This is a genomic window from Amycolatopsis thermalba, from assembly GCF_023376025.1.
Classification (GTDB): Bacteria; Actinomycetota; Actinomycetes; order Mycobacteriales; family Pseudonocardiaceae; genus Amycolatopsis_E; species Amycolatopsis_E thermalba.
Genome location: NZ_CP091196.1, coordinates 5,815,384 through 5,840,500, shown reverse-complemented (window position 1 = coordinate 5,840,500; position 25,117 = coordinate 5,815,384). Strand labels below are relative to the sequence as shown.

The 25,117-nt window shown below is 72.9% G+C and carries 28 protein-coding genes and 1 pseudogene; 19 read left to right on the top strand and 10 right to left on the bottom strand.

The genetic code is table 11. From position 1 onward, the window contains the following. Positions 1-22: 22 nt before the first annotated feature. Positions 23-1,063 carry an ROK family transcriptional regulator gene (locus tag L1857_RS28300; protein WP_094004359.1) on the top strand — a complete coding sequence of 347 codons (1,041 nt, stop codon included), beginning with the start codon at positions 23-25 and terminating at the stop codon, positions 1,061-1,063. A gap of 110 nt (positions 1,064-1,173) precedes the next feature. On the opposite strand, the gene L1857_RS28295 is transcribed toward L1857_RS28300, so the two are convergent. Next, entirely contained in the window at positions 1,174-2,244 is a 1,071-nt protein-coding gene (locus tag L1857_RS28295; RefSeq protein ID WP_249466789.1) for a type VII secretion protein EccE, read from the bottom strand. 84 nt (positions 2,245-2,328) lie between these two features. Here L1857_RS28295 and L1857_RS28290 point away from each other — a divergent pair, with 84 nt between their 5' ends. Beyond that, the gene (locus tag L1857_RS28290) at positions 2,329-2,946 is read left to right on the top strand and encodes a LuxR C-terminal-related transcriptional regulator (RefSeq protein ID WP_249466785.1); all 618 of its coding nucleotides are present in this window, start codon (positions 2,329-2,331) and stop codon (positions 2,944-2,946) included. A gap of 153 nt (positions 2,947-3,099) precedes the next feature. Beyond that, positions 3,100-4,065, top strand: a complete 966-nt coding sequence (locus L1857_RS28285; protein WP_116115564.1) for an IS481 family transposase — start codon at positions 3,100-3,102, stop codon at positions 4,063-4,065. Positions 4,066-4,078: 13 nt separating this feature from the next. Here L1857_RS28285 and L1857_RS35480 read toward each other — a convergent pair whose 3' ends face one another. Together L1857_RS35480 and L1857_RS28280 are read right to left on the bottom strand one after the other, a co-directional pair. Then, positions 4,079-4,201, bottom strand: coding sequence for a hypothetical protein (locus L1857_RS35480; RefSeq protein ID WP_255407852.1), 123 nt, complete (start codon positions 4,199-4,201; stop codon positions 4,079-4,081). Between the two features lie 209 nt (positions 4,202-4,410). Continuing rightward, positions 4,411-5,205 (bottom strand): carbon-nitrogen hydrolase family protein, encoded by a 795-nt coding sequence (locus L1857_RS28280; protein WP_094004363.1) that lies wholly within the window; start codon positions 5,203-5,205, stop codon positions 4,411-4,413. A gap of 49 nt (positions 5,206-5,254) precedes the next feature. Between L1857_RS28280 and hisD the strand changes: the two genes are divergently transcribed. From hisD to L1857_RS28260, 4 genes are read left to right on the top strand one after another with little or no spacing between them, the layout of a single operon-like run. Beyond that, the gene (gene hisD, locus L1857_RS28275) at positions 5,255-6,580 is read left to right on the top strand and encodes a histidinol dehydrogenase (RefSeq protein ID WP_094004364.1); all 1,326 of its coding nucleotides are present in this window, start codon (positions 5,255-5,257) and stop codon (positions 6,578-6,580) included. Further along, a complete protein-coding gene (locus tag L1857_RS28270) occupies positions 6,577-7,674 on the top strand; it encodes a histidinol-phosphate transaminase (RefSeq protein ID WP_094004365.1) in 1,098 nt (365 codons plus the stop codon). Before hisD ends, L1857_RS28270 begins: the two co-directional genes overlap by 4 nt. Further along, positions 7,671-8,270: an imidazoleglycerol-phosphate dehydratase HisB gene (gene hisB / locus L1857_RS28265; RefSeq protein WP_094004366.1), complete on the top strand. Its 600-nt coding sequence runs from the start codon at positions 7,671-7,673 to the stop codon at positions 8,268-8,270. Before L1857_RS28270 ends, hisB begins: the two co-directional genes overlap by 4 nt. After that, positions 8,267-8,425: a hypothetical protein gene (locus tag L1857_RS28260; protein ID WP_167481565.1), complete on the top strand. Its 159-nt coding sequence runs from the start codon at positions 8,267-8,269 to the stop codon at positions 8,423-8,425. Before hisB ends, L1857_RS28260 begins: the two co-directional genes overlap by 4 nt. Here L1857_RS28260 and L1857_RS28255 read toward each other — a convergent pair. Then, a complete protein-coding gene (locus tag L1857_RS28255) occupies positions 8,422-10,593 on the bottom strand; it encodes an MMPL family transporter (protein WP_094004367.1) in 2,172 nt (723 codons plus the stop codon). The two genes, L1857_RS28260 and L1857_RS28255, sit on opposite strands and share 4 nt — an antisense overlap. A gap of 185 nt (positions 10,594-10,778) precedes the next feature. Here L1857_RS28255 and L1857_RS28250 point away from each other — a divergent pair, with 185 nt between their 5' ends. After that, complete coding sequence (locus L1857_RS28250) at positions 10,779-11,360, top strand: TetR/AcrR family transcriptional regulator (protein ID WP_094004368.1); 582 nt, start codon at positions 10,779-10,781, stop codon at positions 11,358-11,360. Here the strand turns inward: L1857_RS28250 and L1857_RS28245 are convergent. Beyond that, positions 11,353-11,781, bottom strand: coding sequence for a GNAT family N-acetyltransferase (locus L1857_RS28245; protein WP_094004369.1), 429 nt, complete (start codon positions 11,779-11,781; stop codon positions 11,353-11,355). The two genes, L1857_RS28250 and L1857_RS28245, sit on opposite strands and share 8 nt — an antisense overlap. A 341-nt stretch (positions 11,782-12,122) precedes the next feature. On the opposite strand from L1857_RS28245, the gene L1857_RS35810 reads away from it, so the two are divergent. Beyond that, complete coding sequence (locus L1857_RS35810; RefSeq protein ID WP_429727944.1) at positions 12,123-12,872, top strand: DUF2695 domain-containing protein; 750 nt, start codon at positions 12,123-12,125, stop codon at positions 12,870-12,872. A gap of 75 nt (positions 12,873-12,947) precedes the next feature. On the opposite strand, the gene soxR is transcribed toward L1857_RS35810, so the two are convergent. Beyond that, a complete protein-coding gene (soxR, locus tag L1857_RS28240; RefSeq protein ID WP_116115551.1) occupies positions 12,948-13,409 on the bottom strand; it encodes a redox-sensitive transcriptional activator SoxR in 462 nt (153 codons plus the stop codon). Between the two features lie 52 nt (positions 13,410-13,461). Here soxR and L1857_RS28235 point away from each other — a divergent pair, with 52 nt between their 5' ends. After that, positions 13,462-14,160 (top strand): thiamine pyrophosphate-dependent enzyme, encoded by a 699-nt coding sequence (locus tag L1857_RS28235; protein ID WP_116115548.1) that lies wholly within the window; start codon positions 13,462-13,464, stop codon positions 14,158-14,160. Positions 14,161-14,163: 3 nt separating this feature from the next. After that, positions 14,164-15,063, top strand: coding sequence for a transketolase family protein (locus L1857_RS28230; protein ID WP_249466782.1), 900 nt, complete (start codon positions 14,164-14,166; stop codon positions 15,061-15,063). Between the two features lie 442 nt (positions 15,064-15,505). On the opposite strand, the gene L1857_RS28225 is transcribed toward L1857_RS28230, so the two are convergent. Next, positions 15,506-15,835 carry a hypothetical protein gene (locus L1857_RS28225; RefSeq protein ID WP_233157134.1) on the bottom strand — a complete coding sequence of 110 codons (330 nt, stop codon included), beginning with the start codon at positions 15,833-15,835 and terminating at the stop codon, positions 15,506-15,508. Between the two features lie 163 nt (positions 15,836-15,998). Here L1857_RS28225 and hisH point away from each other — a divergent pair, with 163 nt between their 5' ends. Next, positions 15,999-16,628 (top strand): imidazole glycerol phosphate synthase subunit HisH, encoded by a 630-nt coding sequence (gene hisH / locus L1857_RS28220; RefSeq protein ID WP_094004375.1) that lies wholly within the window; start codon positions 15,999-16,001, stop codon positions 16,626-16,628. Positions 16,629-16,679: 51 nt separating this feature from the next. Next, a complete protein-coding gene (gene priA / locus L1857_RS28215; protein ID WP_094004376.1) occupies positions 16,680-17,420 on the top strand; it encodes a bifunctional 1-(5-phosphoribosyl)-5-((5-phosphoribosylamino)methylideneamino)imidazole-4-carboxamide isomerase/phosphoribosylanthranilate isomerase PriA in 741 nt (246 codons plus the stop codon). Here priA and L1857_RS28210 read toward each other — a convergent pair. Together L1857_RS28210 and L1857_RS28205 are read right to left on the bottom strand one after the other, a co-directional pair. Further along, positions 17,404-17,784 carry a PPOX class F420-dependent oxidoreductase gene (locus tag L1857_RS28210; RefSeq protein ID WP_094004377.1) on the bottom strand — a complete coding sequence of 127 codons (381 nt, stop codon included), beginning with the start codon at positions 17,782-17,784 and terminating at the stop codon, positions 17,404-17,406. The genes priA and L1857_RS28210 overlap by 17 nt on opposite strands. Positions 17,785-17,838: 54 nt before the next feature. Next, positions 17,839-18,651, bottom strand: a pseudogene (locus L1857_RS28205) (DMT family transporter); the annotation flags it as partial. A 34-nt stretch (positions 18,652-18,685) separates the two neighbouring features. Here L1857_RS28205 and hisF point away from each other — a divergent pair. Further along, positions 18,686-19,459 carry an imidazole glycerol phosphate synthase subunit HisF gene (hisF, locus tag L1857_RS28200; RefSeq protein WP_116115291.1) on the top strand — a complete coding sequence of 258 codons (774 nt, stop codon included), beginning with the start codon at positions 18,686-18,688 and terminating at the stop codon, positions 19,457-19,459. Beyond that, on the top strand, positions 19,456-19,887 hold the full coding sequence (gene hisI, locus L1857_RS28195) for a phosphoribosyl-AMP cyclohydrolase (protein WP_249466778.1): 432 nt from the start codon (positions 19,456-19,458) through the stop codon (positions 19,885-19,887). The genes hisF and hisI overlap by 4 nt, the downstream gene beginning before the upstream one ends. A 244-nt stretch (positions 19,888-20,131) precedes the next feature. Here the strand turns inward: hisI and L1857_RS28190 are convergent, their stop codons facing one another. Then, entirely contained in the window at positions 20,132-20,746 is a 615-nt protein-coding gene (locus tag L1857_RS28190; protein WP_094004381.1) for a TetR/AcrR family transcriptional regulator, read from the bottom strand. Positions 20,747-20,840: 94 nt separating this feature from the next. Between L1857_RS28190 and L1857_RS28185 the strand changes: the two genes are divergently transcribed. The 4 genes from L1857_RS28185 to trpB all read left to right on the top strand — a co-directional run bounded on the left by L1857_RS28185 (position 20,841) and on the right by trpB (position 25,107). Further along, positions 20,841-22,403 (top strand): anthranilate synthase component I, encoded by a 1,563-nt coding sequence (locus L1857_RS28185; RefSeq protein WP_249466774.1) that lies wholly within the window; start codon positions 20,841-20,843, stop codon positions 22,401-22,403. Beyond that, positions 22,381-22,932, top strand: a complete 552-nt coding sequence (locus tag L1857_RS28180; RefSeq protein WP_116115285.1) for a Trp biosynthesis-associated membrane protein — start codon at positions 22,381-22,383, stop codon at positions 22,930-22,932. Before L1857_RS28185 ends, L1857_RS28180 begins: the two co-directional genes overlap by 23 nt. A gap of 145 nt (positions 22,933-23,077) precedes the next feature. After that, positions 23,078-23,887, top strand: a complete 810-nt coding sequence (gene trpC / locus L1857_RS28175) for an indole-3-glycerol phosphate synthase TrpC (protein WP_094004384.1) — start codon at positions 23,078-23,080, stop codon at positions 23,885-23,887. Then, positions 23,884-25,107: a tryptophan synthase subunit beta gene (gene trpB, locus L1857_RS28170; protein ID WP_094004385.1), complete on the top strand. Its 1,224-nt coding sequence runs from the start codon at positions 23,884-23,886 to the stop codon at positions 25,105-25,107. Before trpC ends, trpB begins: the two co-directional genes overlap by 4 nt. Positions 25,108-25,117: the final 10 nt, after the last annotated feature.

The window sequence follows — 25,117 nt, the reverse complement described above, 5'->3', positions numbered from 1 at the left end:
ATGGCCGTCCTGGGGGTGCGCAGTGTCGAACGCCGCCGCGGTGCTCGGCGCGATCCGGCGCGAGGGCCCGCTGTCGCGTGCCGCGATCGCCGAGCTGACGTCATTGAGCATGCCGACGGTCAGCCGCCAGGTCACCGCGCTCGCCGAGGCGCGGCTGGTGCGGGAGGCGCCGGACCTGGCCCGCGCGGGCGCCGTGGGACGGCCCCGCGTGCCGGTCGACATCGACGACAGCGTGCTGGCCGCGTGCGGCGTGCACATCGGGGTCCGCACCACCACGTTCGGCATCGTGGACCTGCGCGGGCGGCTCGTCGGCAGCGAGAAGATCCCGACCCCGCGGGGCAGCGCCGAGGACGGGCTGGCGTTCCTCGCCGCGAAGGTGCGCGCGTTCCTGCGCCGCTGGCGGGAGCGGCGGGTCGTCGGGCTCGGGCTCGCGACCGGCGGCCAGGTCGACATCGCCCGCGGCCTGATCACGCACGACCGGCTCGGCTGGCACCGCGCCCCCGCCCAGGCCGTGCTGGCGCGCGGGACGGGACTGCCGGTGCACGTCGACGGGCACGTGCCCGCGATGGCGCACGCCGAGCTGCTGTTCGGCGAGGGCAAGCAGTACCCGAGCCTGCTGTACTTCTACGCCCGGCAGGTCGTGGGCATGGCGCTGGTCGTCGACGGTGTCCTGCACCGTGGCCCCGGCCAGGCCGGGACGGTCGCGCACCTGCCGGTCGGTGGGGACGTGCGCTGCGCGTGCGGCCGGACCGGCTGCCTGGAGGCGACGGTCAACGACCAGACCGACCGCGGCGCGCTGGCCGACCGCGCCGCGACGATGGGCCGGGCGGTCGCGATGCTGCGCGACATCGTCAACCCGGACCAGGTCGTCCTCGGCGGCCAGAACATCACCGACGCGCCGGAGCACCTGGCGACCCTGCTGCACGCCTTCGCGGCGACGACCGCGCTGCCGGGGACCGACCTGGTGACGGTCACCCGGTTCGGCCCGGACGTCCAGGCGGTCGCCGCGTGCACGGGCGTGCTGGCCGGCATCTTCGCCGACCCGGCGCCGCTGATGGCTTAGGGCGTGTCTGTCGAAGCAGCGGCGGATCATCACCGTGCAGCGCGCGCGCCCACATCCAGCATCGACGGCCCACCCACCACCCGCATACCCAACCTCACTGAACGCCTTCCTCAGCGCGGCAGGGCGAGCGGGAGGGTGCGCCGCACGGCGGCGGCGTGCCTGCCGTACAGCGGCACCACCGGCACGTCCAGATCACGGGCGCGGGGCGGCCGCCGCGTGCCGGCGTAGCGGGCCAGGCGCAGCGTGACGTCCTCCACGAGCCGCCCGAAGTGGTTGCGCCGCAAGGTGTACGAGGTCACCGTCAGCGCCGCGCCGCGGGCCGTCGAGGTCAGCAGCACGGGCACGTCGTCCCGGGTCAGCGGGGCGAACCCGGCCTGGGCGGTGCCGCCCGCCGACCACGACCGCCAGCCGTCGGTCACCGGTGCCGGCGAGTCCGTGCCGACGGTGGCGCGCAGCTCGGCCGCCAGCTCACCGGCCTCCAGCAGCGTGCTGCCGTACCCGGCCTTGGCGAGCGCGCCCATCAGCGCCAGCGCCGCGCGGGTCGTCGCCCGCAGCTCGCCGGCCTCCCCGCCGCCCCGGGCCAGCGCCGCCAGCGGCGCCTCGCTCGCCCGGTACCGCACCGCGATCAGGAACGTCCGCTCGCCGAAGCTGGTCCGCACCAGCAGCTGGGCGCCCGCCAGCGGGATCTCCGGGTTGTCGCACGCCGCGCGCAGCAGGTCCAGCACCGTCGGCACGTCCGGCTCGACGCCCTCACGCAGCCGGATCACCGTCGTCCAGCCGTCCCCGGCCCCGGCCACCCCGAAGCGGTTCCCGGCGCGGTCGACGTGCTGGCGCAACCGGAAGTCGTGGGCGAGGACGTACAGCGGATCGGCGGCCTGGCGGCGTTCGTCGTGCTGCAGCAACCGGTACGACACCCACGTCAGCGCCCAGCCGGCGAGGTGGCGTCCCGCGAACCGGACGGACGTCGCGGCGATCACCAGCAGCGCCAGCACGGTCACCACGAGCTTCGCGGGCAGCACGTCGTGGACCGCGAGCAGCGCGGCGACCAGGGCGGATTCCCAGATCGCGATCTGGGCGAAGCCGATGGGCAGCACGAACGGCGCCATGGTGAACCGGCGGGTCCGGGGTGGGGCGGGTGCGGTCCCGCCACCGGCGGAGACCCCCGCGTCGGCAGCGGTCAACTCGCTTCTCCTTGCTCCTGGTACAGAATAAACGGGGAACCGGCATTCGCTGCCGGGAAAAATGCCCACAGGGAGTGAGGTCCGATGGCCATCCGGGTCGGCGTGATCGAGGACCACCCGCTGTACCGCTACGCGGTCGCGAACGTGCTGTCCGGGGCTGGTGACATCGAGCTGGGGCCCGTCGCCGAGTCCGTCGCCGCGTTCGCGAGCAGCCAGGAACCGGCCGGGTGCGTCGTCGTGCTGGACCTCAAGCTGCGTGGGGTGACCGATTCGCAGGCCGTGCAGGAGGTCGTGCGGATGGGGCACAAGGTGCTGGTGGTGTCCGCGCACGCCGGCCAGGAGGAGGTGCTGGGCGCGGTCTCCGCCGGCGCCCGCGGGTACCTGTCGAAGGACGCCGACGGCGACGACATCCTGCACGCGATCCGCGAGATCGCCGCCGGGAACTCGTACGTCTCGCCGACGCTGGCGTCCTACCTGCTCGACTCGACGCGCCCGCGGGCCGGGGTGAGCAGCGTGCTGTCCGACCGCGAGCGGCAGGTGTTGTCACTGGTCGCGGCCGGCGAGCGGGACGCCGACATCGCCGAGGCCATGTCGATCAGCGTCCGGACGGTGCGGTCGTACCTGGACCGCATCCGAGACAAGACGGGCCGCCGCCGACGCCCGGAACTGACGCGCCTGGCCATCGAGGAGGGCATGGCGTAGGCAGCACGCCGGCCACCCTCATCCGCAGGCTTCGAGGGCCCGTCCTAGCTGTACTTGGCCAGGACGTTGGTAGCGGCTGGCTGGTGTTGACATGGGGAGAGCCTCCGGTTGGGGTGTGGCTTGTCTAGGACCCACGCCAGGCCGGAGGCTCTCGTGTCACACCGTAATGCCCGTACGACGTTCTTGGGCAGGTTGCTGATCGTCCAGCGGCATCGTCAGGGGTGGCCACAGGCACATATCGCGAAGGCAATGGGCATTTCACGCAAGTGCGTGAAGACCTGGTTGGACCGGCACGCCGCCGAGGGCGAAGCCGGCCTGCACGACCGGTCCTCACGTCCCCATTCCTCACCGCGGCGGACCAGTGCCGAGACCGAGCGGCAGATCCTCGAGCTGCGGCAGCGGGAGCGTCGCGGTCCGGACTGGCTGGGGGCGCAGCTGGGAGTGCCGGCGCGGACGGTGTCGCGCGTGCTGGCCCGCCACAACGCGCCTCGGCTGTCGGCGCTGGACCCACTCACCGGGCAGGTCATCCGGGCCAGCAAGACCACCGCGGTGCGGTATGAGCGCAATACCCCGGGCGAGCTAGTGCACATGGACGTGAAGAAAATCGGTCGGATCCCCGAGGGCGGCGGCTGGCGAGCGCATGGCCGCGCTCACCGGGACGCCACGCGCGACCGCAACGCCAGAATCGGTTTCGACTTCGTCCACTCGTTGGTCGACGATCACTCCCGGCTGGCCTACTCCGAGATCCTGCCCGACGAGAAGGGCGGCACCTGCGCCGCTTTCCTCGCCCGGGCCATCGCCTACTTCGCCAAGCATGGCATCACCAGAATCGAGCGGTTGATGACCGACAACGCCTGGGCCTATCGCTGGTCACTCCGGCACGTCTGTGCCGAGCACAGCATCCGGCAGAAGTTCATCAAGCCCCACTGCCCCTGGCAAAACGGCAAGGTCGAGCGCTACAACCGCACCCTGCAAACCGAGTGGGCCTACCGGCAGGTGTTCACCAGCAACACCGAACGAGCCGCCGCGCTTGCGCCCTGGCTCGAGCACTACAACACTCAACGCCGCCACAACGCACTCGGCGGCCACCCACCCACCAGCCGACTGCCACCAACCTAACGGCCAAGTACACCTAGCCGCCCTGCTGCCGGTTCCACATCGCCCGCAACCGGGCGTGGCGTTCCTCGAACCGGGTGGTGTACCAGTCCCACCACGGCGTCGGCTGCGTCCGGCCGGTCACCACGATGGTGTGCACCAGCCGCTGTCCGGCCCGTGCGGGTCGCCCGGCTCCAGGCCTCCTCGGCCGCGGTGGTCAGGATGAAGTGGTGGTGCCAGGTGACCGTGACGCCCCGGTACCCCAGGTTGTCGACCACCACGTGCGCGCCGGTGCTGCCCACCGGGGCCGACTCCGGCGCCATACGCTGCAGCGCCTCGGGGTCGTGCGGCTTCGGGTAGTCGCCCACCTCAGAGCCGCCGGTTGGCGAGCGCTCCCGTCGCGTTGCGGGCCTTTTCCGCGACCTCCGGGTCGATGTCCACGACCACCGACTCCGGCCCGGCGCCCAGCTGGGCGTGCACGCGCCCGAAGCCGTCCGCCACCGTCGAGTACCCGATGCCCGTCGGCGCCTTCGGGTTCACCTCGACCCCGCTCGCCGCCGGGTCGGCCTGGCCGCAGCCCAGCACCCAGCAGCCGGAGTCGAGCGCCCGCGCCCGCACCAGCACCTCCCACTGGTCCCGCTTGCCCTCGCCCGCGCCCCACGACGTCGGCAGCACGACCGCGGCCGCGCCCCGGTCGGCCAGCGCGCGGAACAGCTCCGGGAACCGCACGTCGTAGCAGGTCGCGAAGCCCAGCGTGACGCCGTCGACCTCGACGGTCACCGGCGACGCGCCCGGCGCGACCGTGTCCGACTCGCGGAACCCGAACGCGTCGTAGAGGTGGATCTTGTCGTAGCCGAGGTGGTGCCCGAGCCCGGTGATGAGCAGCGTGTTGCGCACCCGGCCGTCGTCCGACGGCGTGAACATCCCGGCCACCACCAGCACGCCGTGCTCGTCGGCGATCGCGGCCACCGACTTCGCCCACGGCCCGTCCAGCGGTTCCGCGACCGGCCCGAGCGGCACCCCGAACCGCGCCATCGCCGCCTCCGGGAACACCACGACCCGCGCCCCCTCGCCCGCCGCGCGCGCCACGCCCTCGCGGATCGGGGCGAGGTTCTCCGCGGGGTCGGCACTCGATGTGAGCTGGCACAAGCCGATCCGGAGCACCGGCTACCTCCCTGGTCGTCGTCAACGTTCCAACTCGTACCCTAGACCCATGTTGAACCGCATCGACCTGCGTGGACGCGTGCCGTCCGCCACCGAACTCCGAGCCACGCTCCCGCGTGCCGAGATCGACGTGGACGCGGCGCTGCATCAGGTCCGCCCGGTGGTCGAGGCGGTCCGCGAGCGCGGGGTCGAGGCGGTCCTGGAGTACACCGAGCGGTTCGACCGCGTGCGCCCGGCGAGCGTCCGCGTGCCGCGCGCCGAGATCGAGGCCGCGCTGACCACCCTGGACCCGGCCGTGCGCGCCGCGCTGGAGGAGGCGATCGACCGCGCCCGCAAGGTGCACGCCGACCAGCGCCGCACCGACGTGACCACGACGGTCGTCGACGGCGGCACGGTCACCGAGCGCTGGGTGCCGGTCGAGCGCGTCGGCCTCTACGCCCCCGGCGGGCTCGCGGTGTACCCGTCGAGCGTGGTGATGAACGTCGTCCCGGCCCAGGTCGCGGGCGTCGGCTCGCTGGTGCTGTGCTCGCCGCCGCAGGCCGAGTTCGGCGGACGGCCGCACCCGACGACCCTGGCCGCCGCGGCGCTGCTGGGCGTCGACGAGGTGTGGGCGGTCGGCGGGGCGCAGGCCGTGGCGCTGCTGGCCTACGGCGGCACCGACACCGACGGCGCCGAGCTGGTCCCGGTCGACCTGGTCACCGGACCCGGCAACATCTACCTCACCGCCGCCAAGCGCCTGCTGCGCGGCCTGATCGGCATCGACTCCGAGGCGGGCCCGACGGAGATCGCGATCCTGGCCGACGAGACCGCCGACCCGGTGCACGTGGCCGCCGACCTGGTCAGCCAGGCCGAGCACGACCCGCTCGCCGCGAGCGTGCTGGTCACCACGTCGGCAGAGCTGGCCGACGCGGTGGACGAGGAGCTGACCGCCCGGGTCGCCGCCACCAAGCACACCGAGCGCATCGGCGAGGCGTTGCGCGGCAGGCAGTCCGGCACCGTGCTGGTGTCCACTGTGGAGGACGGTCTGCGGGTGGTGGACGCCTACGCGGCCGAGCACCTGGAGATCCAGACGGCCGACGCGCGCGCCGTCGCGGCCCGGGTGCGCAACGCGGGCGCGGTGTTCGTCGGCCCGTACGCGCCGGTTTCGCTCGGCGACTACTGCGCGGGCTCGAACCACGTGCTGCCCACCGGCGGCTACGCGCGGCACTCGTCGGGGCTGTCCGTGCAGAGCTTCCTGCGCGGCATCCACGTCATCGACTACAGCGAGCAGGCGCTGCGCGAGGTGGCCGGCAAGGTCGTCGCGCTCGCCAACGCCGAAGACCTGCCCGCGCACGGGGAAGCGGTCACCGCGCGCTTCCCGGGAGGAGCCGAGTGAGTTCCGACGACGTCCGTCTCGAGGACCTGCCGCTGCGCGAGGACCTGCGGGGCCGCAGCCCCTACGGCGCGCCGCAGCTGGACGTCCCGGTCCGGCTCAACACCAACGAAAACCCGTACCCGCCGCCGCAGGCCCTGGTCGACGACGTCACCGAGGCCGTCCGCGAGGTGGCCGCCGGCCTGCACCGCTACCCGGACCGCGACGCGATCGCCCTGCGCCAGGACCTCGCCGCGTACCTGTCCGGCGCGACGGGCGTGTCGCTGACCGAGCGGAACCTGTGGGCCGCCAACGGGTCCAACGAGGTGCTGCAGCAGATCCTGCAGGCCTTCGGCGGTCCCGGCCGCAGCGCGCTGGGTTTCGAGCCGTCGTACTCGATGCACCCGATCATCGCGGCCGGCACCCGCACCGACTGGGTGCCCACGCCCCGGCGCGACGACTTCACGCTCGACACCGGGGCCGCGGCGCGGATCATCGCCGAGCGCGGGCCCGACGTCGTGTTCGTGACCAGCCCGAACAACCCGACCGGCGGCTCGATCCCGTTCGACGAGCTGGAGCTGGTGCTGCGCGCCGCGCCCGGCATCGTCGTCGTGGACGAGGCGTACGCGGAGTTCTCGTCGCAGCGCAGCGCGGTCGAGTTGATCGAGCGTTACCCGGCGCAGCTGATCGTGTCGCGCACGATGAGCAAGGCGTTCGCCTTCGCCGGCGGGCGCCTGGGCTACCTCGCGGCCGCCCCGGCGGTGATCGACGCGCTGCAGCTGGTGCGGCTGCCCTACCACCTGTCGCTGCTGACGCAGGCGGCCGCGCGCGCGGCCCTGCGGCACGCGGACGAGACGCTGGCCACGGTCGCCAAGCTGGCGGCCGAGCGTGAGCGGGTCGCCGAGGGCCTGCTGGGCCTGGGCTTCGCGCCGGTGCCCAGCGACGCCAACTTCATCCTGTTCGGCCGCTTCGCCGATGCGAAGGCGAGCTGGCAGGCCTACGTGGACAACGGGGTGCTGATCCGCGACGTCGGCATCGCGGGTCACCTGCGGGTGACCATCGGCACCCCGGAGGAGAACGACGCCTTCCTGGCGGCGAGCAAGGAGGTCCCGCGGTGAGCCGCGTCGGCAAGGTTTCCCGGACCACCAAGGAGTCCTCGATCACCGTGGTGGTAGACCTGGACGGCACCGGGCAGGTGGAGGTGTCCACCGGGGTCCCGTTCTACGACCACATGCTCAACTCGTTCGGCGTGCACGGCTCGCTCGACCTGAAGATCGACGCGACCGGCGACATCGAGATCGACGCGCACCACACGGTCGAGGACACCGCGATCGTGCTGGGCCAGGCGATCCGCCAGGCACTCGGCGACAAGTCGGGCATCCGCCGCTTCGGCGACGCGTGGATCCCGATGGACGAGACGCTCGCGCACGCCGCGATCGACGTGTCCGGCCGCCCGTACTGCGTGCACGTCGGCGAGCCGGAGCAGTTCAACACGTTCACCATCGGTGGGAACTACCCGTTCGTGCTGACCCGGCACGTGTTCGACTCGCTGTCGTTCCACGCGCAGATCGCGCTGCACGTGCGGGTCATCCACGGCCGCGACCCGCACCACATCGCCGAGGCCCAGTACAAGGCCGTGGCGCGTGCCCTGCGCGCGGCGACCGAGCCGGACCCGCGCGCGGGCGGCATCCCCTCGACGAAGGGTGTTCTGTGAGCAAGGAACTGGTCGCCGTCCTCCTGCTGGCGCTGGGCGGCTTCCTGGTCGGCGGCGTCTACAGCACGTGGAAGACGGCCAGGGTGCTCGCGATCCTGTTGCTGGTCGCGGCACTCCTGGCCGTCGGCGGCGCGGTCGCCTGGCTGGTGTCCTAGCTCCGGGCCTCTTCCAGCTCCCGCTGGTCGTCGAGGTGCTTGGCGAGGCTCTCGCCCTCGACGTCGACGTTCGGCAGCGCGCGCTGCAGCCACTTCGGCAGCCACCACGCGTGCTTGCCGAGCAGCGACATCACCGCGGGCACGATCGTCATGCGCACCACGAACGCGTCCACCAGGACGCCGAACGCCAGCGCGAACCCGATCGACTGGATCAGTGACAGCTCCGCCGCGACGAACCCGGCGAACACGCTGATCATGATCAACGCCGCCGCGACCACGACCCGGGCGCCGTGCCGGAACCCGCTCACCACGGCGTCCCGGGCGTCGGCGCCGTGCACGTAGTCCTCGCGCATCCGGGTCACCAGGAACACCTGGTAGTCCATCGCGAGGCCGAACAGCACCCCGATCAGCAGGATCGGCAGCATGCTCATGATCGGGCCGGTCGAGTCCACGCCGAGCAGATCGGTGAGCCAGCCCCACTGGAACACCGCGACCACCGCGCCGAAGGTCGCCACGACCGAGCCGAGGAAGCCCAGCGTCGCCTTCAGCGGCACGATGATCGACCGGAACACCAGCATCAGCAGCAGGAACGCGAGCCCGACGATCAGGCCGAGGTAGGGCAGCATCGCGCCGGCCAGCTTCTCCGACACGTCGATCTGCAGTGCCGTCTGGCCGGTCACCGACAGCTTCGCGCCGGTGGCGCCGGAGAGCCGGTCGGACTGGTCGCGGATGCTCGCGACGAGCCGTTCGGTCTCCTCGCTGCTCGGGCCGCTCTTCGGGATCACGGTGACCAGCGCGGTGTCGCCCGCGGCGTTGAACTGAGCCTGGGTCACCGCGGCGACGTCCGGCAGGCGGGAGATCGAGTCGGTGGCTTCGGTGGCGGCCAGGCGCGGGTCCGGCGCGTCGGCGGAGTCGATGACGACGATCAGCGGCCCGTTGGTGCCTTCGCCGAAGCCCTTGCTGATCAGGTCGTAGGCCTTGCGCTGGGTCGAGTCCGGCGCGGCCGTCGCGTCGGTCGGCAGGCCGAGCTGCATGCTCAGCGCCGGGATCGCGACCACGAGCAGACCCACGACGGCCGTCACCAGCACCGGAACCCGGTGCCGGCCCACGTACCGGGCCCAGCGCTCGCCCATCGCGGGCCTGCCGTCGTGCTTGGGGCGGGCGCGCTTGCCGGCCACCTTGCGGCCGGCGAAACCGAGCAGCGCGGGCAGCAGGGTGAGCGCGATGAGGACCGCGACGGCCACGGTCGCCGCGGCGGCGACGCCCATCTGGCCGAGGATCGGGATGCCCACGACGGTGAGCCCGACCAGGGCGATGATCACCGTCAGGCCCGCGAACACCACCGCCGAGCCCGCGGTGCCGACCGAACGCCCGGCGGCCAGTTCCGGATCGTGCCCCTCGGCCAGCTCGTGCCGGTAGCGGGAGACGATGAACAGCGCGTAGTCGATGCCGACGGCCAGGCCGAGCATCAGCGCGAGGATCGGGGTGTTGGAGTTCAGATCGACGAACCCGGACACGGTCATCACGCCGGCCATGCCCACGCCGACGCCGATGAGGGCGGTCAGCAGCGGCAGCCCGGCGGCGACGATCGAGCCGAACGTGATCGCCAGGACGATGGCCGCGACGATCACGCCGATGCCCTCGGTGGCCTCGGTGGCCGGCACGCCTTGGATCGCGTCGCCGCCGAATTCGACGGTGAAACCGGCGCTCTTGGCCGCGGTGGCGGCGGATTTGAGCGCTTCCCGGTCGCTGTCGGTGACCTCCGGGGCGGGGACCTTGTAGCTCACCTGGGCTACCGCGATCCGTTCGGTGACCGTCTTCGCCTGGTACGGGTCGGCGACCGCCGCCACGCCCGGCGCGGTCTTCAGCTTGCCGACGAGGTCCTCGACGGTCGCCCGGGCCGCCGGATCGGCCAGTGTCTGCCCGGCCGGCGCCTCGATCGCGACGCGTGCGGTGGCGTTGCCGGCCGCCGCCTGCGGGAACTTGTCCTTCAGGTGGTCGATGGCCTGCTGCGCCTCGGTGCCGGGGATGGTCACCGAGTTCGACATCTGGCCGGACAGCGTCAGCGCGCCGCCGCCGAGGACGAGCAGGATCGCCGTCCAGACGCTCGCGACGAGCCAGCGCCGGCGGAACGAAAACCGGGCTAGGCGGTAGAGCAGGGTGGCCACGTACTCGGCTCCAATTCAGTCGAGTGACATCCGATCCGGTGACTCTCGAAGCTAGCCGATCGGCAAGTGCTTCGCCAAGCCGATCGGCTAGTGTGTGACTAGCCGCACGGCTAGGGCCTCAAACGTTTGCAGGGCGATTTCCGGTCGCGTACTCTTCGGCTGCTGACGAGGAGGTTCACCAGTCGATGGCAGCCGTGGCCGGACACGAAGACACCCGAACGCGCCTGCTGGCCACGGCATTGCGGCTGTTCACCGCGCACGGGGTCGAGGGAACGTCGCTGCAGATGATCGCCGACGAGCTCGGGGTCACCAAGGCGGCGGTGTACTACCACTTCAAGACCAAGGACGAGATCACCGAGGCCGTGGTCGAGCCGGGGTTGCGCGAGCTGGGGGCGGTCGTCGCGGAGGCGTCGCGGGAGCGCAGGCCGGGCGCGCGGATCGACCACATGCTGGCCGGGTTCGTCGACCTCGTGGTCCGGCACCGCGCGCTGGTGGCGTTGTTCTCCAGCGACCCCGGGGTGGCGCGGGCGCTGGAGAAGCACTTCTTCGGCAAGGAGAGCAGCATGGCCGGGATGATGACGATCCTGACCGGCCCCGACCCCGATCCGGCGCGGGTCGTCGCCACGCACGCGGCCGTCGCCGGGATCGCGCTGGCCGGCGGATCGCCCGACCTGGCGCACTACGACGACGACACGCTGCGCGAGTCGCTGCTCGAGGTGGGGCGCAAGCTGCTCGGCCGGCCGCGCCGCCGCCCCGGGCTCAGGTGAGCGGCAGCGTCAGGCAGGTCGCGGTCTCGGTGAAGCCGCGCCGCCGGAAGTAGCCGGGAATGCGCCGGGCGACGACGTTCACCTCGACGGCCCCGGCCCGCCGCGCCCGCCGCACCACCGCGTCGACGAGCATCCCGCCGATGCCCTGCCCGCGGTGCTCGGGCGCGACCACGAGTTCCAGCAGCTGGCTGACCGGCCCGGCGGCGTGCAGCGACAGGACCCGGGCGGCCAGCACGTAGCCGACGACCTCGCCGTCGCGGTCCGCCACGAGGAAGTCCGTGTCGTCGTAGGTCATCGCCGCGATGAGCTGCTCGTAGTGGTGGCCGAACGCGGCCCGCTGGGGCGGACGGCCGTCGGCGGTCTGGCTGAGCAGGGCGAAGACGGCGATGGCGTCGGTGACATCGGCTGGCCTGATCCGCACCCGTTCATTGTGCTCAGTTTCCGTGACGGCGCAGGTATCGCGGAGCGCTCCAGTCGGGTGAGCCGGACGCCGTTCGCGCTCACCTGGAAGCGGTGGCCGTCGTCCGTTTCCCGTGCCGGGAGCCGACCCGGTCTCGCGGTCCCACGGTCACGCGCCAGGTGCACGTCGTGCCGGGACCGTGGGCGCAGGCCCTCGCCGGCCACCGGAACCCAGCTTCGCCACCCGAATGATCGACTTTTCGTCCATGGTCGCGTCCAGTCGCCCACGATCGGGGTAAGCGGCGCAGGGTTTTTGTCGGTGGGCGCTGGTAGTCAGGGAGCACGGACCGAAGGAGGACCCCGATGACGAACCCCGGACTGCTCGAGTTGTGGACCTCGCCGCAGGAGCGGGAATGCCTGAGCTGCTACGTGCGCCGCCTGCTGGCCGATTTCGGCTGCGACGGCACGCTGCGCTGGACCCGGCGGTGGCGCGCCCTGCGTGCGCCAGGGGTGGCTGCGCTCGACCGAACGCTCCGAAAACGCAAGGTCAGTTGCGACTGCGGGGTGCCGCCGGCACTCGGCGCCCCGCCGCGCGACCACAGCTCGGGCGCGGCACCACCACCGGCCGCTCTCGGCGCACTATCGCCCCACGGCGGGTTGGGCGCGGCACTACCCCCGGCCGCGCTCGGCGTCCCGCCGCCCCACCGCGACACAGGCGCGGCGCCACCTCCGGCTGCGCCCGGTGCCCCGCCGCGCGACCGCGGTTCGGGCGCGGCGCCACCGCCGGCCGCTCTCGGCGCACTATCGCCCCGCCACGGCTCGGGCGCGGCACTACCCCCGGCTGCGCTCGGCGTCCCGCCGCCCCACCTCGGCACAGGCGCGGCGCCACCTCCGGCTGCGCTCGGCGCACCACCGCGCGACCGCGGCTCGGGCGCGGCACCACCCCCGGCTGCGCTCGGCGCCCCGCCGCCCCACCTCGGCACAGGCGCGGCGCCGCCCCTGTGCGCAGGAGTCCGCCACGGCTCGACGAGGCCCTGCTCCGCACGGGGCGGGCTGCCACCCGGCATGGCCGCTGCCGCACCACCACCGCCGACGCGAGGAGACGCGGCCTGACCACCCGAGCCCGCCGAATCGCCCCCGAGCAATGAAAGGATGTGATGCCCCGGCACGCCGGCAACAGAATCGCGCCTAGGCGCCGCCCTCGGCGGCGGGCTTGAGCCCCCGCGCGCCGGGTCCGTACTGCGCCATCCGGTCGTCGGTGTTGTAGAGACCGCACACGCGCAGCGACAGGCACCCGCACCCGACGCAACCCGTCAGCCGGTCCCGCAACCGCTGGAGCGCGTCGATGCGGGCGTCGAGTTCGTCCTGCCATCCGCGGGACAACCGGGCCCAGTCGGCCTTCGTCGGGGCGTGGTCGCGGGGCAGGGTCGACAGCGCGTCGTGGATCTCCTCGAGGCTGAGGCCCACCCGCTGCGCCGCCCGGATGAACGCGATCCGGCGCAGCACCGACCGCGGATAGCGGCGCTGGTTCCCAGCCGAGCGCTCGGACGAGATCAGGCCCCGGTCCTCGTAGAACCGCAGCGCCGTATGCGGCACGCCGCTGCGCTCCGCGACCTGGCCGATGGTCAGGTGGTCGGCAAGCTTGGTCACGGCGCCAGCCTAGCCTTGACTTCAACCTAAGTCGAGGTTGCACGGTCGGAGCATGAGAAACACGACCAGGGGGCTGGGCTACGCCGACCTGCCGGAGCTGATCGACGCCATGCGCGGCGACGAGAAGCACTCCGGGGCGGCGGAGTCCACAGTAGATGTGCTGTGGGTGCTGTACGACCGGGTGCTGAACGTCTCGCCCGCGGCGCCGGACGATCCGGCCCGCGACCGGTTCCTGCTGTCGAAGGGACACGGGCCGATGGCCTACTACGCGGTCCTGGCCGCGAAGGGGTTCCTCGACCCGGCGGAACTGGCCGGCTGGGCGGGCAGCGAGTCGCGGCTGGGCTACCACCCGGACCGGGTGCTCGTGCCCGGCGTGGAGATCTCCAGCGGGTCGCTGGGGCACGGGCTGGCGCTCGGCGTGGGCACCGTGTTCGGACTGCGCGCGCGGGGACTGACGGAACCGAAGGTGGTGGTGCTGACCGGGGACGCCGAACTCGACGAGGGCTCCAACCACGAGGCGATCGCGCTCGCCGGGCGGGCGTCGCTGGCGCAGCTGACCGCGGTGGTGATCGACAACCAGTCGGCGACGCACGGCTGGCCGGGCGGCATCGCGGAGCGCTTCGCCGTCGAGGGCTGGGCCACGCGCACAGTGAACGGCCGCGATCACGACGCGCTGTACGCCGCCTTCACCGCGCCACACCCGGACCGGCCGCTGTGCGTGGTCGCCGTCGTCGAGCCGAAGGGGAGCTGAGTCATGCCCGGAATGCGTGAGGCGTTTCTGTCCACAATGGAGCAGGTGCTGGACGAGGATCCGCGCGTCGCGGTCGTGCTGGCCGACATCTCCGCGGCGTCGCTGGAGGCCGCCCGGCGCCGTCACCCGGACCGGGTGATCAACGTCGGCATCCGCGAGCAGGCGCTGGTCGGCGTCGCGGGCGGGTTGGCGCTGGCCGGGATGCGACCGGTGGTGCACACGTTCCCGTCGTTCCTCGTGGAGCGGCCCTACGAGCAGGTCAAGCTGGACCTGACGCACCAGGGCGCGGGCGCGGTGCTCGTCTCGTGGGGCGGCTCGTACGACATGTCCACCGCCGGCCGCACCCACCAGTCGCCGGGCGACGTCGCGCTCCTGGACACGATCCCGGGCTGGACGGTGCACGTGCCCGGGCACCCGGACGAGGCGGTCGCGCTGCTGCGCGACGCGCTATCCGGCGACGACACGGTGTACCTGCGCCTGAGCGCCCAGTCGAACGCGCGCCCGCACCCGGGACCGGGCCTGCAAGCGATGCGGGCGGGCAGGCGCGGGGTCGTGCTGGCCGTCGGCCCGATGCTGGACCGCGTGCTGGCCGCCACCGAGGACCTCGACGTGACGGTCCTCTACGCGAAGACCGTCCGGCCCTTCGACGCCGCGACGCTGCGCACCGCGGTGGCCGAGACCGGGGTGGCGGACGTGGTGCTGGTCGAGCCGTACCTGGCCGGCACGTCGGCCCACCAGGTCAGCGAGGCTCTCGTCGAGGTGCCACACCGCCTCCGGGCACTCGGCACCCGCCGGGACGCGGAAGTCCGCCGCTACGGCGACGTCGCGGACCACGACCTGGCACACCACCTCGACGAGGCGAGCATCACAGCCGCGCTGAAGGACTTCCTGCGGGCCACCTGACCGCGCGGCCGGCTCGGCGCGCGTTGGTGCATTTGTTGTGCGGGTGGGTGCGTTCGGGTGTTGTGCGGATGGGCCGGTGGGGTTGGGCGTTCGGTGTTGCGCGGGTGGGCCAGTGGGGCTGGGCGTTCGGTGTTGCGGGGGTGGGCCAGTGGGGCTGGGCGTTCGGTGTTGCGCGGATGGGCCCGCGGGCGGGCGTTCGCCTGTCCCGCGAGTGGGGCGGCCGGGCGGGTCCGGCTGTTGCGCCGAGAGAGCCACCCGCGAGGGGCCTCACCCGCACGGGTAGCAATCGGCCGCTCCGCCGCCTGGCCCCGGGCCGCTGGCGCCGCCCTGGGGCTCAGCGGCCCGCCGGGGACCGGACGCCGCGCCGTTGACGAGGCGCCGGGCCACCTGAGACCGGCGGTGGGCGGTGGCGGACATCGTCCCAGGCGTCCGCGGCGCCGGCCTACCCGCTCTCCGGCGTGTGCTCCGGCAGCAGGCGGCACAGCGCCTCGGCGCTGACCTGCAGGTCCTCGGCCGCCGCGGCGGCTTGTTCCAGCTTGCTGCGGATCGTCTGGAAGGCCAGCAGCCCGAGCTCGTGCTCCCGTTCCCGCAGCACCGGGCACCCGCGCAGGTCGTCGAGCACGCGGGTCACCGCCGTCGCCAGGGCGGTCAGCCCCTCGAGCAGGTCGCGCACCTCGTCCGGGCCCAGCCGGCCGCCCTCCACCTCGTCCAGCGTCTTGGCCAGCTCCCTGGCCCGCTCACCGGACCCGTGGGCTTCGCTCTGCGACGACATCGTCACTCCCTACCGCGGCGCCCTCCCGCTGCCTTCCCCCTCCTCCCGCAATCAAACGCCGCCGAGCCGCCCGGCGGAACCACCCATCGCGGAGCCGCCCGGCGGAACCACCCGCGCCGAGCCGCCCGGCGGAACCACCCACGCCAAGCTCTAGACTGGCCACGTGGCTCGCGTCGTGATTCTGGACTACGGATCGGGGAACCTGCGCTCCGCCGAGCGCGCCGTGCGGCGTGTCGGCGCCGAGGTCGAGGTGACCGCCGACCCGCATGCGGCGCTGGAGGCCGACGGGCTCGTCGTCCCGGGCGTGGGCGCCTTCGCGGCCTGCATGGCCGGCCTGCTCTCCGTGGGCGGCGAGAAGATCATCGGCAGCCGCCTCGCCGGCGGGCGTCCCGTGCTGGGCATCTGCGTCGGCATGCAGATCCTGTTCGAACGCGGCGTCGAGCACGGCGTGGAGACCGCGGGCACCGGCGAGTGGCCCGGCACGGTCGAGCGCCTGCACGCCGACATCGTCCCCCACATGGGGTGGAACACCGTCCGCGCCCCGGCGGACTCGCAGCTGTTCGCCGGCCTGGACCCCGACACCCGCTTCTACTTCGTGCACTCCTACGCCGCCCGCCGCTGGGAGCTGGACTCCGGCCTGCCCGGCCAGCAGCCGAAGGTGACCTGGTCGCACCACGGCGAGGACTTCGTCGCGGCCGCGGAGAACGGCGCGCTGTGGGCGACCCAGTTCCACCCGGAGAAGTCCGGCGACGCGGGCGCCCACCTGCTGGAGAACTGGCTGCGCACCCTCTGACCAGCCCCACCCTCCGACCGGCTCAGCGTCGTTGCTCCTTATAGTGGCCGCGTGACGTTCACCCTCCTTCCCGCCGTCGACGTGGCCGACGGCCAGGCCGTGCGTCTCGTCCAGGGCGAGGCCGGCACGGAGACCTCCTACGGCAGCCCGCTCGACGCGGCGCTCGCCTGGCAGCGGGACGGCGCGGAGTGGATCCACCTCGTCGACCTCGACGCCGCGTTCGGCAAGGGCGACAACAAGGAACTGATCTCCCGCGTGGTCGGTGAGCTGGACGTCCAGGTCGAGCTGTCCGGCGGCATCCGCGACGACGCGTCGCTGGAGGCCGCCCTCGCCACCGGCGCCCGCCGCGTCAACCTCGGCACCGCGGTGCTGGAAGACCCGGAGTGGACCGCGAAGGTCATCGCCACCCACGGCGACCGCGTCGCGATCGGCCTCGACGTGCGCATCACCGACCAGGGCCACCGGCTCAAGGGCCGCGGCTGGACCAGCGACGGCGGCGACCTGTGGGAGGTCCTGGAGCGCCTGGACCGCGACGGCGCCTCGCGCTACGTGGTCACCGACGTCAGCAAGGACGGCACCCTCAAGGGCCCGAACCTGGACCTGCTCGCCGAGGTCGCCGCCCGCACCGACGCCCCGGTGATCGCCTCCGGTGGGGTGTCCAGTTTGGACGACCTGCGGGCGCTGGCCGGTCTCGCGGCCGATGGTGTCGAGGGCGCCATCATCGGCAAGGCCCTCTACGCGGGCGCGTTCACGCTGCCGCAGGCCCTGGAGGCGGTCAGCCCGCGAGTTTGATCGCCAGCCCGATCGTCTTCCGACGGCCCCGCATCCTGCTGAAGAACATCGTCACCTGGCCGACGATCCCGTACTTGCGCGCGATCGCCGAGCGCGCCCGTTCGGTCGCCTCGTCGTCCAGGAGCCGGGCCTGCCCGGTCACCACCGGCCCGTGGGTCTCGCGGCCGCGCAGGTCGCAGCCCTGGAGCGTGACCTCGGGGTTGTTGCGGATCCGCTTGATCTTGCCCGCCGTCCGGTCGCTCCACACCACGATCTCGCCGTCGTGCCCGGCGGCCCACACCGGTGTCGGCACGGGCGTGCCGTTCTTGCGGAACGTGGTCAGCAGGAGGTACTTCTCGGCGGCCAAGCGCTCGAATTCCGACATGCTCCCCACGGTAGCGTGATCACCGCCCGGCGGGTGTCCGCGTGGACTGTCGACCTCGCCGAACCGGGCCAGCGCCAGCGCCGCCGCGACCGCGACGACGAACCCGGCCGCGGCGAGCGGCGCGAACCCGGCCCGCGTCGAATCGCCCAGCAGGAACACGCCGATCAGCGACGGCACCACCGTCTCGCCGACCACCATCAGCGCGGTGCCCGTCGTGACGCTCCCCCGCTGCAGGGCCGAGGCGTAGAACAGCATCGCGAGCACCCCGCCCGCGGCGAGGGCGTACGCGGCGGGATCGGTCAGCACCGCGGTCACGCCCGTCACGTCCAGCACCCGCCCGGCCAGCGCGACCACGCCGAAGCACAACCCGGAGATCAGCCCGAGCGCCGGCGTGCGGATGCGCTCCGGCGCCCGCCCGGCGATCCAGCCCGCCGCGGCCAGTACCGCGACGGCCGCGAGCAGGCCGGCGTGGAACGCCGTGCCCACCGGTTCGGACCCCTCGCTCCGCGCGGACACCCCGAGCACCGCCAGCCCGGCGCAGACCAGAGCGATCGCGGTCCACTCCCGGCCGGACAGCCGCGCGCCCAGCGTGAGCGCCGCCACGGCCGTGACGGCGAGGCTCGCGGCGAGCGCGGCCTGCACCACGAACAACGGCAGCACCCGCAACGCGATCAGCTGCGCCGCGAAGCCGGCCACGTCCAGGCCGAGACCGAGCACGTACCGCCACTGCCGCAGCACGCGCACCAGCAGCCGCGGGTCCACACCGGACCCGCCCTCGTCCACCGCGCGGGCCGCGACGGCCTGGAAGACGGAGGCGACCCCGTAGGCGGCCGCGGCGGCCACCGCGCAGAGCAACCCCCACCACACCCCCGCCACTCTAGGCAACATCTACCCTGGTGGCATGGGTGTAGCGGTCAGGGTGATCCCGTGTCTGGACGTCGACGCGGGCCGGGTGGTGAAGGGCGTCAACTTCGCCGACCTCAGGGACGCCGGCGATCCGGTCGAGCTGGCGCGGGCCTACGACGAGGCGGGCGCCGACGAGCTGACCTTCCTCGACGTGACCGCCTCTTCGGGCAACCGCGAGACGACCTTCGACGTGGTCCGGCGCACCGCCGAGCAGGTGTTCATCCCACTGACGGTCGGCGGCGGCGTGCGGACCTGCGACGACGTCGACCGCCTGCTGCGCGCGGGCGCGGACAAGGTGAGCTTCAACACGGCGGCGATCGCCCGGCCCGAGCTGCTGCGCGAGGCCTCCCGGCGGTTCGGCGCGCAGTGCATCGTGCTGTCGGTCGACGCGCGCCGCGTGCCCGAGGGCTCGGAGCCGACCCCGTCCGGGTTCGAGGTCACCACGCACGGCGGCCGCCGCGGCACGGGCATCGACGCGGTCGAGTGGGCCCAGCGCGGCGAGGAGCTGGGGGTCGGCGAGATCCTGCTGAACTCGATGGACGCCGACGGCACCAAGGCCGGGTTCGATCTGGAGCTGATCGAGAAGACCCGCAAGGTGGTCACCGTGCCGGTGATCGCCAGCGGGGGAGCGGGCGCGGTCGAGCACTTCCTGCCCGCGGTCCGGGCCGGGGCGGACGCCGTGCTCGCGGCCAGCGTGTTCCACTTCGGACAGTTGACGATCGGCGCGGTCAAGGACGCCCTGCGCGCCGGTGGGGTCGAGGTCCGGTGAGCCTGGCACCCGAGCTGGCCCAGCGGCTCAAGCGCACCGCGGATGGCCTGGTGTGCGCGGTCGTGGTCGACCACGCGACCTCCGACGTGCTGATGGTGGCGTGGATGAACGACGAGGCGCTGGAGCGCACGCTGACCACGCGGCGCGGCACGTACTTCTCGCGCAGCCGCCAGGAGCTGTGGGTCAAGGGCGAGACGTCCGGGCACGTGCAGCACGTGCGGGAGGTCCGCCTCGACTGCGACGCCGACACGCTGCTGGTGCGCGTCGACCAGACCGGACCGGCCTGCCACACCGGCACCCGAACCTGCTTCGACGGCGCCGATCGCCTCCTGCTGGACGATGACGGAACCGACCTGCGTAGCGGTGCGGGTAGCGGCCCCGCCCGCCAGCCCACCACCGCCCTCAACCGACGCGCTCCGCGCGACTGACCCGACTCAGGCGGCCCCTGGCTGTGGGATCGCCTCCTCATGAATTCCCACCCGCCAGCCCGACCACCACCCCTGATGGACGCGCTCCGCGCGACAGCGCCGACCACCACGTCGGCGCTGTCCTCGCCAGGAACCGCCCGCCCGGCACCCACCACCACCCTCAACGGACGCGCTCCGCGCGACTGCCGATATCCAAACCCGCGGCGGTGCTGGTTGCTCGGGTGGTGGCTCCGCCGGTGCAGCGCTAGTCGATGTCGCCGGTGAGGTAGCGCTGCAGCGTCGGCCCGACGGCCGCTGCCAGCGTCTCGACGTCCGTGGTCGAGAACGGCTCGAACTTCGCCACGTAGCGCGCCATCCCCATGCCCACCATCTGGGAGGCGCACAGCGTCGCGCGCAGTTCCCGCCGGTCCGGCGACACCCGGCCGACCACGTTCTCCAGCACGTGCCGGATCAGGAAGTCCTTGAGGCTCAGCGCGGCCTGGTCGTGGCTGGCGATGCTGCGCACCAGCGCCGGGAACGCGCCGCCGTCGGTCGCGTCCCACACGGTGAGGAACCGCCGCACGATCCGCTTCCCCAGGTCGTCCACCGGCCCGTCCAGCAGCTCGGACAACAGCTGGATCGGGTCGAACGGCAGCTGCAGCACCGCCTGGGCGAACAGGCCCTCCTTGCCGCCGAACCAGTGGTTGACCATGGCGGCGTCGACACCGGCCCGGGCGGCGATCGCGCGCACGGTGGCGCCCTCGTAGCCGCTCTCGCTGAAGACCTCCCGCGCGGCGGCCACGAGCGCGGCCCGCGTGTCCTGTCCGCCGGGGCGGCGGCCGCGCCGCTTGCCGGGCGTAGGCTGTTCGGCGGTACTCACCCCGCAATGATGGCCCGGGCGCGGCCGGAATTCAACAAAGCCTGAATTAATGCCCGGTGCGCGGAGTGTCGGACCCGGGCGGCACAATGGCTCCATGGTCAGTGCGAATCCCACCGACGGTGGCCTCGGTTCGGTGAGCCCCGCACGCGACGAGTTCCGCGCCCTCGCCGAGGGTCGTCGCGTGATCCCGGTGGTCCGGCGGCTGCTCGCCGACGGCGAAACGCCCGTCGGGGTCTACCGCAAGCTCGCGGCCGACCGCCCGGGCACGTTCCTGTTCGAGTCGGCCGAGAACGGGCAGTCGTGGTCGCGCTGGTCCTTCATCGGCGTCCGCAGCCCCGCCGCGCTGACGGTGCGGGACGGCCGCGCGGTGTGGGAGGGCACCCCGCCGGTGGGCCTGCCGACCGAGGGCGACCCGCTGACCGTGCTGCGGGAGACCGTCGCCGCCCTGCACACCGAGCCGTTGCCCGGCATGCCGCCGCTGACCGGCGGGATGGTCGGCTACCTGGGCTACGACGCCGTGCGCTGGCTGGAGAAGCTGCCTGAGCTGGCCGAGAAGGACCTGGACATCCCCGAGCTGACCATGCTGCTGGCCACCGACCTGGCCGCCGTGGACCACCACGAGGGCACGGTCACGCTCATCGCGAACGCGGTCAACTGGGACGACAGCCCGGAGCGGGTCGACGCGGCCTACGACGACGCGGTCCGCCGCCTGGAGGAGATGACCGAGCGGCTCGGCGCCGCCGCCCCCGCGACGGCCGCCGTCTTCGACCGGCCGGCGCCGCGGTTCGAGCGCCGCCGCACGCAGGCCGACTACTTCGCCGCGGTGGAGAAGGCGGTCGAGGCCATCAAGGCGGGTGAAGCGTTCCAGGTCGTGCCCTCGCAACGGTTCGAGATCCCCACCCAGGCCGACGCGCTGGACATCTACCGCGTGCTGCGCACCTCCAACCCCAGCCCGTACATGTACCTGCTGCGGCTGGACGGGTTCGACATCGTCGGCTCCAGCCCCGAGTCGCTGGTCACCGTGCGGGACGGCCGCGCCACCACGCACCCGATCGCCGGCACTCGCTGGCGCGGCGCGGACCCGGAGGAGGACGCGCAGCTGGCCAAGGACCTGCTGGCCGACGAGAAGGAGCGCGCCGAGCACCTGATGCTGGTCGACCTGGGCCGCAACGACCTGGGCAAGGTCTGCAAGCCGGGCACCGTCCGGGTGGTCGACTTCTTCGCCATCGAGCGCTACAGCCACGTGATGCACATCGTGTCGACCGTCACCGGCGAGCTGGCCGAGGACAAGACCGCGTTCGACGCGGTGGCGGCGTGCTTCCCCGCCGGCACGCTCTCCGGCGCGCCCAAGGTGCGCGCGATGGAGCTGATCGAGGAGCTGGAACCGACGCGCCGCGGCCTCTACGGCGGTGTCGTCGGCTACCTCGACTTCGCCGGTGACGCCGACACGGCCATCGCGATCCGCACCGCCCTGATCCGGGACGGGATCGCCTACGTGCAGGCGGGCGGCGGGGTGGTGGCCGACTCGGTGCCCGAGTACGAGGACAACGAATGCCTGAACAAGGCCCGCACGGTGCTCTCCGCGGTCGCCGCCGCGCAGACCATGGCGCCGCCGCGGAAGCTGGACCCGGCCGATGACGTCGCCAGCGTCCAGTAAGCGTCCACTGTGGATGGTCGCGGCGGCGCTCCTGCTGGCCGCGGCAGCGCTGTGGGGCTCCTCGCAGCTGGTCTGGGCCGCCGAGCCGCGTGACGCCGGTGTCCGCGGGATGGTGCTGGACCGGCACACCGGGGCGGAGCAGTCCGGGGCGCTGGTGCCGCTGGCCGTGCTCGCGCTGGCCGGGGTCGCCGGACTGATCGCCGCGGGCGGCTGGCTGCGGCGGGTGCTGGGCGTGGTGGTCGCGCTGGCCGGGATCGCCGCCGGCTGGATCGCCGTCGACGGCTGGCGCTTCGGGGGCTTCCCCGAGGGCGCGCCCGTCGCGCAGATCTTCGCCGGGCGCGGACTGGCCCTGCTGGCGGGAATTCTGATGCTCGTCGCCGGGTTGACAGCCATCAAGGGTGCGGGCCGCATGGCGAGGATGGGCGCGCGCTACGAAGCCCCGGCCGGCCGCAAGAAGGCCGCGAAGGATCCGGACGCGGAACTGTGGGAGGCGCTCTCCGAGGGCGAAGATCCGACTACTGATCGGTAGGCGGCGATTTCCGCTACCGGACAAGGCAAGTCCGACCCGGAACCGGTCCGCACAGGTGGGCGGGTTAGCATCTTTTCTGCGGGAAGGGGAAGGTGTTTGTGAGCCAGCTTTCGAGTGAATGTGCGACAACCGGTGAGGTTGCGCCGTGACCGTTCTCGAAGACATCGTCGCCGGCGTCCGGGAAGATCTCGCCGAGCGGGAGAAGGCACTCCCGTTCGACGAGCTGAAGCGGCTCGCCGCGCAGGCGCCGCCACCGCGGGACGCCATGTCCGCGCTGCGTGATTCGTCGATCGGCGTCATCGCCGAGGTCAAGCGCCGCAGCCCGTCCAAGGGCACGCTGGCCGACATCCCCGATCCCGCCGCGCTGGCCAAGGACTACGAGGCGGCCGGCGCACGCGTCATCAGCGTGCTCACCGAGCAGCGCCGGTTCGGCGGCTCGCTGGCCGACCTGGACGCCGTCCGCGCCGCGGTCGACATCCCGATCCTGCGCAAGGACTTCATCGTCAGCCCCTACCAGGTCCACGAGGCCCGCGCGCACGGCGCCGACGTGGTCCTGCTGATCGTCGCCGCGCTGGAGCAGAACGCCCTGATGGCGCTGCTCGACCGCGTCGAGTCGCTGGGCATGACCGCGCTGGTCGAGGTGCACAACGCCGAGGAGGCCGACCGCGCCCTCGAAGCCGGGGCCAAGGTCATCGGCATCAACGCCCGCAACCTGCACACGCTGGAGGTCGACCGGGACGTCTTCGGGCGTCTCGCGCCGGGCCTGCCGTTCGACACGGTGAAGATCGCCGAGTCCGGGGTCCGCGGCCCGGGCGACCTGATGGCCTACGCCGGGCACGGCGCCGACGCGGTGCTGGTCGGCGAGGGCCTGGTGGCCTCCGGCGACCCGAAGGGTGCCCTGATGAAGCTGGTCACCGCCGGATCCCATCCCGCCTGCCCGAGGCCGAGCCGATGAGCGAACACGAGCAGCACCACACCGAGCACGACCCCGACGAGCGCGGCTACTGGGGCCCCTACGGCGGCCGGTTCATGCCGGAGGCGTTGATCGGCGTCGTCGACGAGGTGTCCGCCGAGTACGACAAGGCCCGGGTCGACCCGGAGTTCCAGGCCCAGTTCCAGCGCCTGCTGCGCGACTACGCCGGACGCCCGTCGCTGCTCACCGAGGCCGAGCGGTTCGCCGAGCACGCCGGCGGCGCGCGGATCTTCCTCAAGCGTGAGGACCTCAACCACACCGGCTCTCACAAGATCAACAACGTGCTGGGCCAGGCGCTGCTCACCAAGCGGATGGGCAAGAAGCGGGTCATCGCCGAGACCGGCGCGGGCCAGCACGGCGTCGCCACCGCCACCGCGTGCGCCCTGATGGGCCTGGAGTGCGTGGTCTACATGGGTGAGGTCGACACCGAGCGGCAGGCGCTGAACGTGGCGCGCATGCGGCTGCTCGGCGCCGAGGTGATCCCGGTCAAGACCGGTTCGCGCACCCTCAAGGACGCGATCAACGAGGCGCTGCGCGACTGGGTCGCCAACGCCGACACCACGCACTACCTGTTCGGCACCGCCGCCGGGCCGTTCCCCTTCCCGGTGATGGTGCGCAACTTCCACAAGGTCATCGGCGAGGAGGCCCGCGCGCAGATCCTCGAGCAGACCGGGCGGCTGCCGGACGCGGTCGCGGCCTGCGTCGGCGGCGGGTCCAACGCGATCGGGATCTTCCACGGCTTCATCGACGACCCGGACGTGCGCCTGGTCGGCCTGGAGCCGGGCGGCGAGGGCGTCGACGGCAACCGCCACGGCGCGACCCTGACCAAGGGCACGCCGGGCAACCTGCACGGCGCGATGTCGTACCTGCTGCAGGACGAGGACGGCCAGACGGTCGAATCGCACTCGATCTCCGCCGGCCTGGACTACCCGGGCGTCGGTCCCGAGCACGCGTGGCTCAAGGACAGCGGCCGCGCCGAGTACCGGCCGATCACCGACGCCGAGGCGATGGAGGCGTTCGCGCTGCTGTCCCGCACCGAGGGCATCATCCCGGCCATCGAATCGGCGCACGCGCTGGCCGGAGCGATCCAGCTCGGCCAGGAGCTGGGCCGGGACGGGCTCATCGTGGTCAACCTGTCGGGCCGCGGCGACAAGGACATGGACACCGCCGCGGCGTACTTCGGATTGGTGGAGAAGTCGTGAGCGGTCTGTC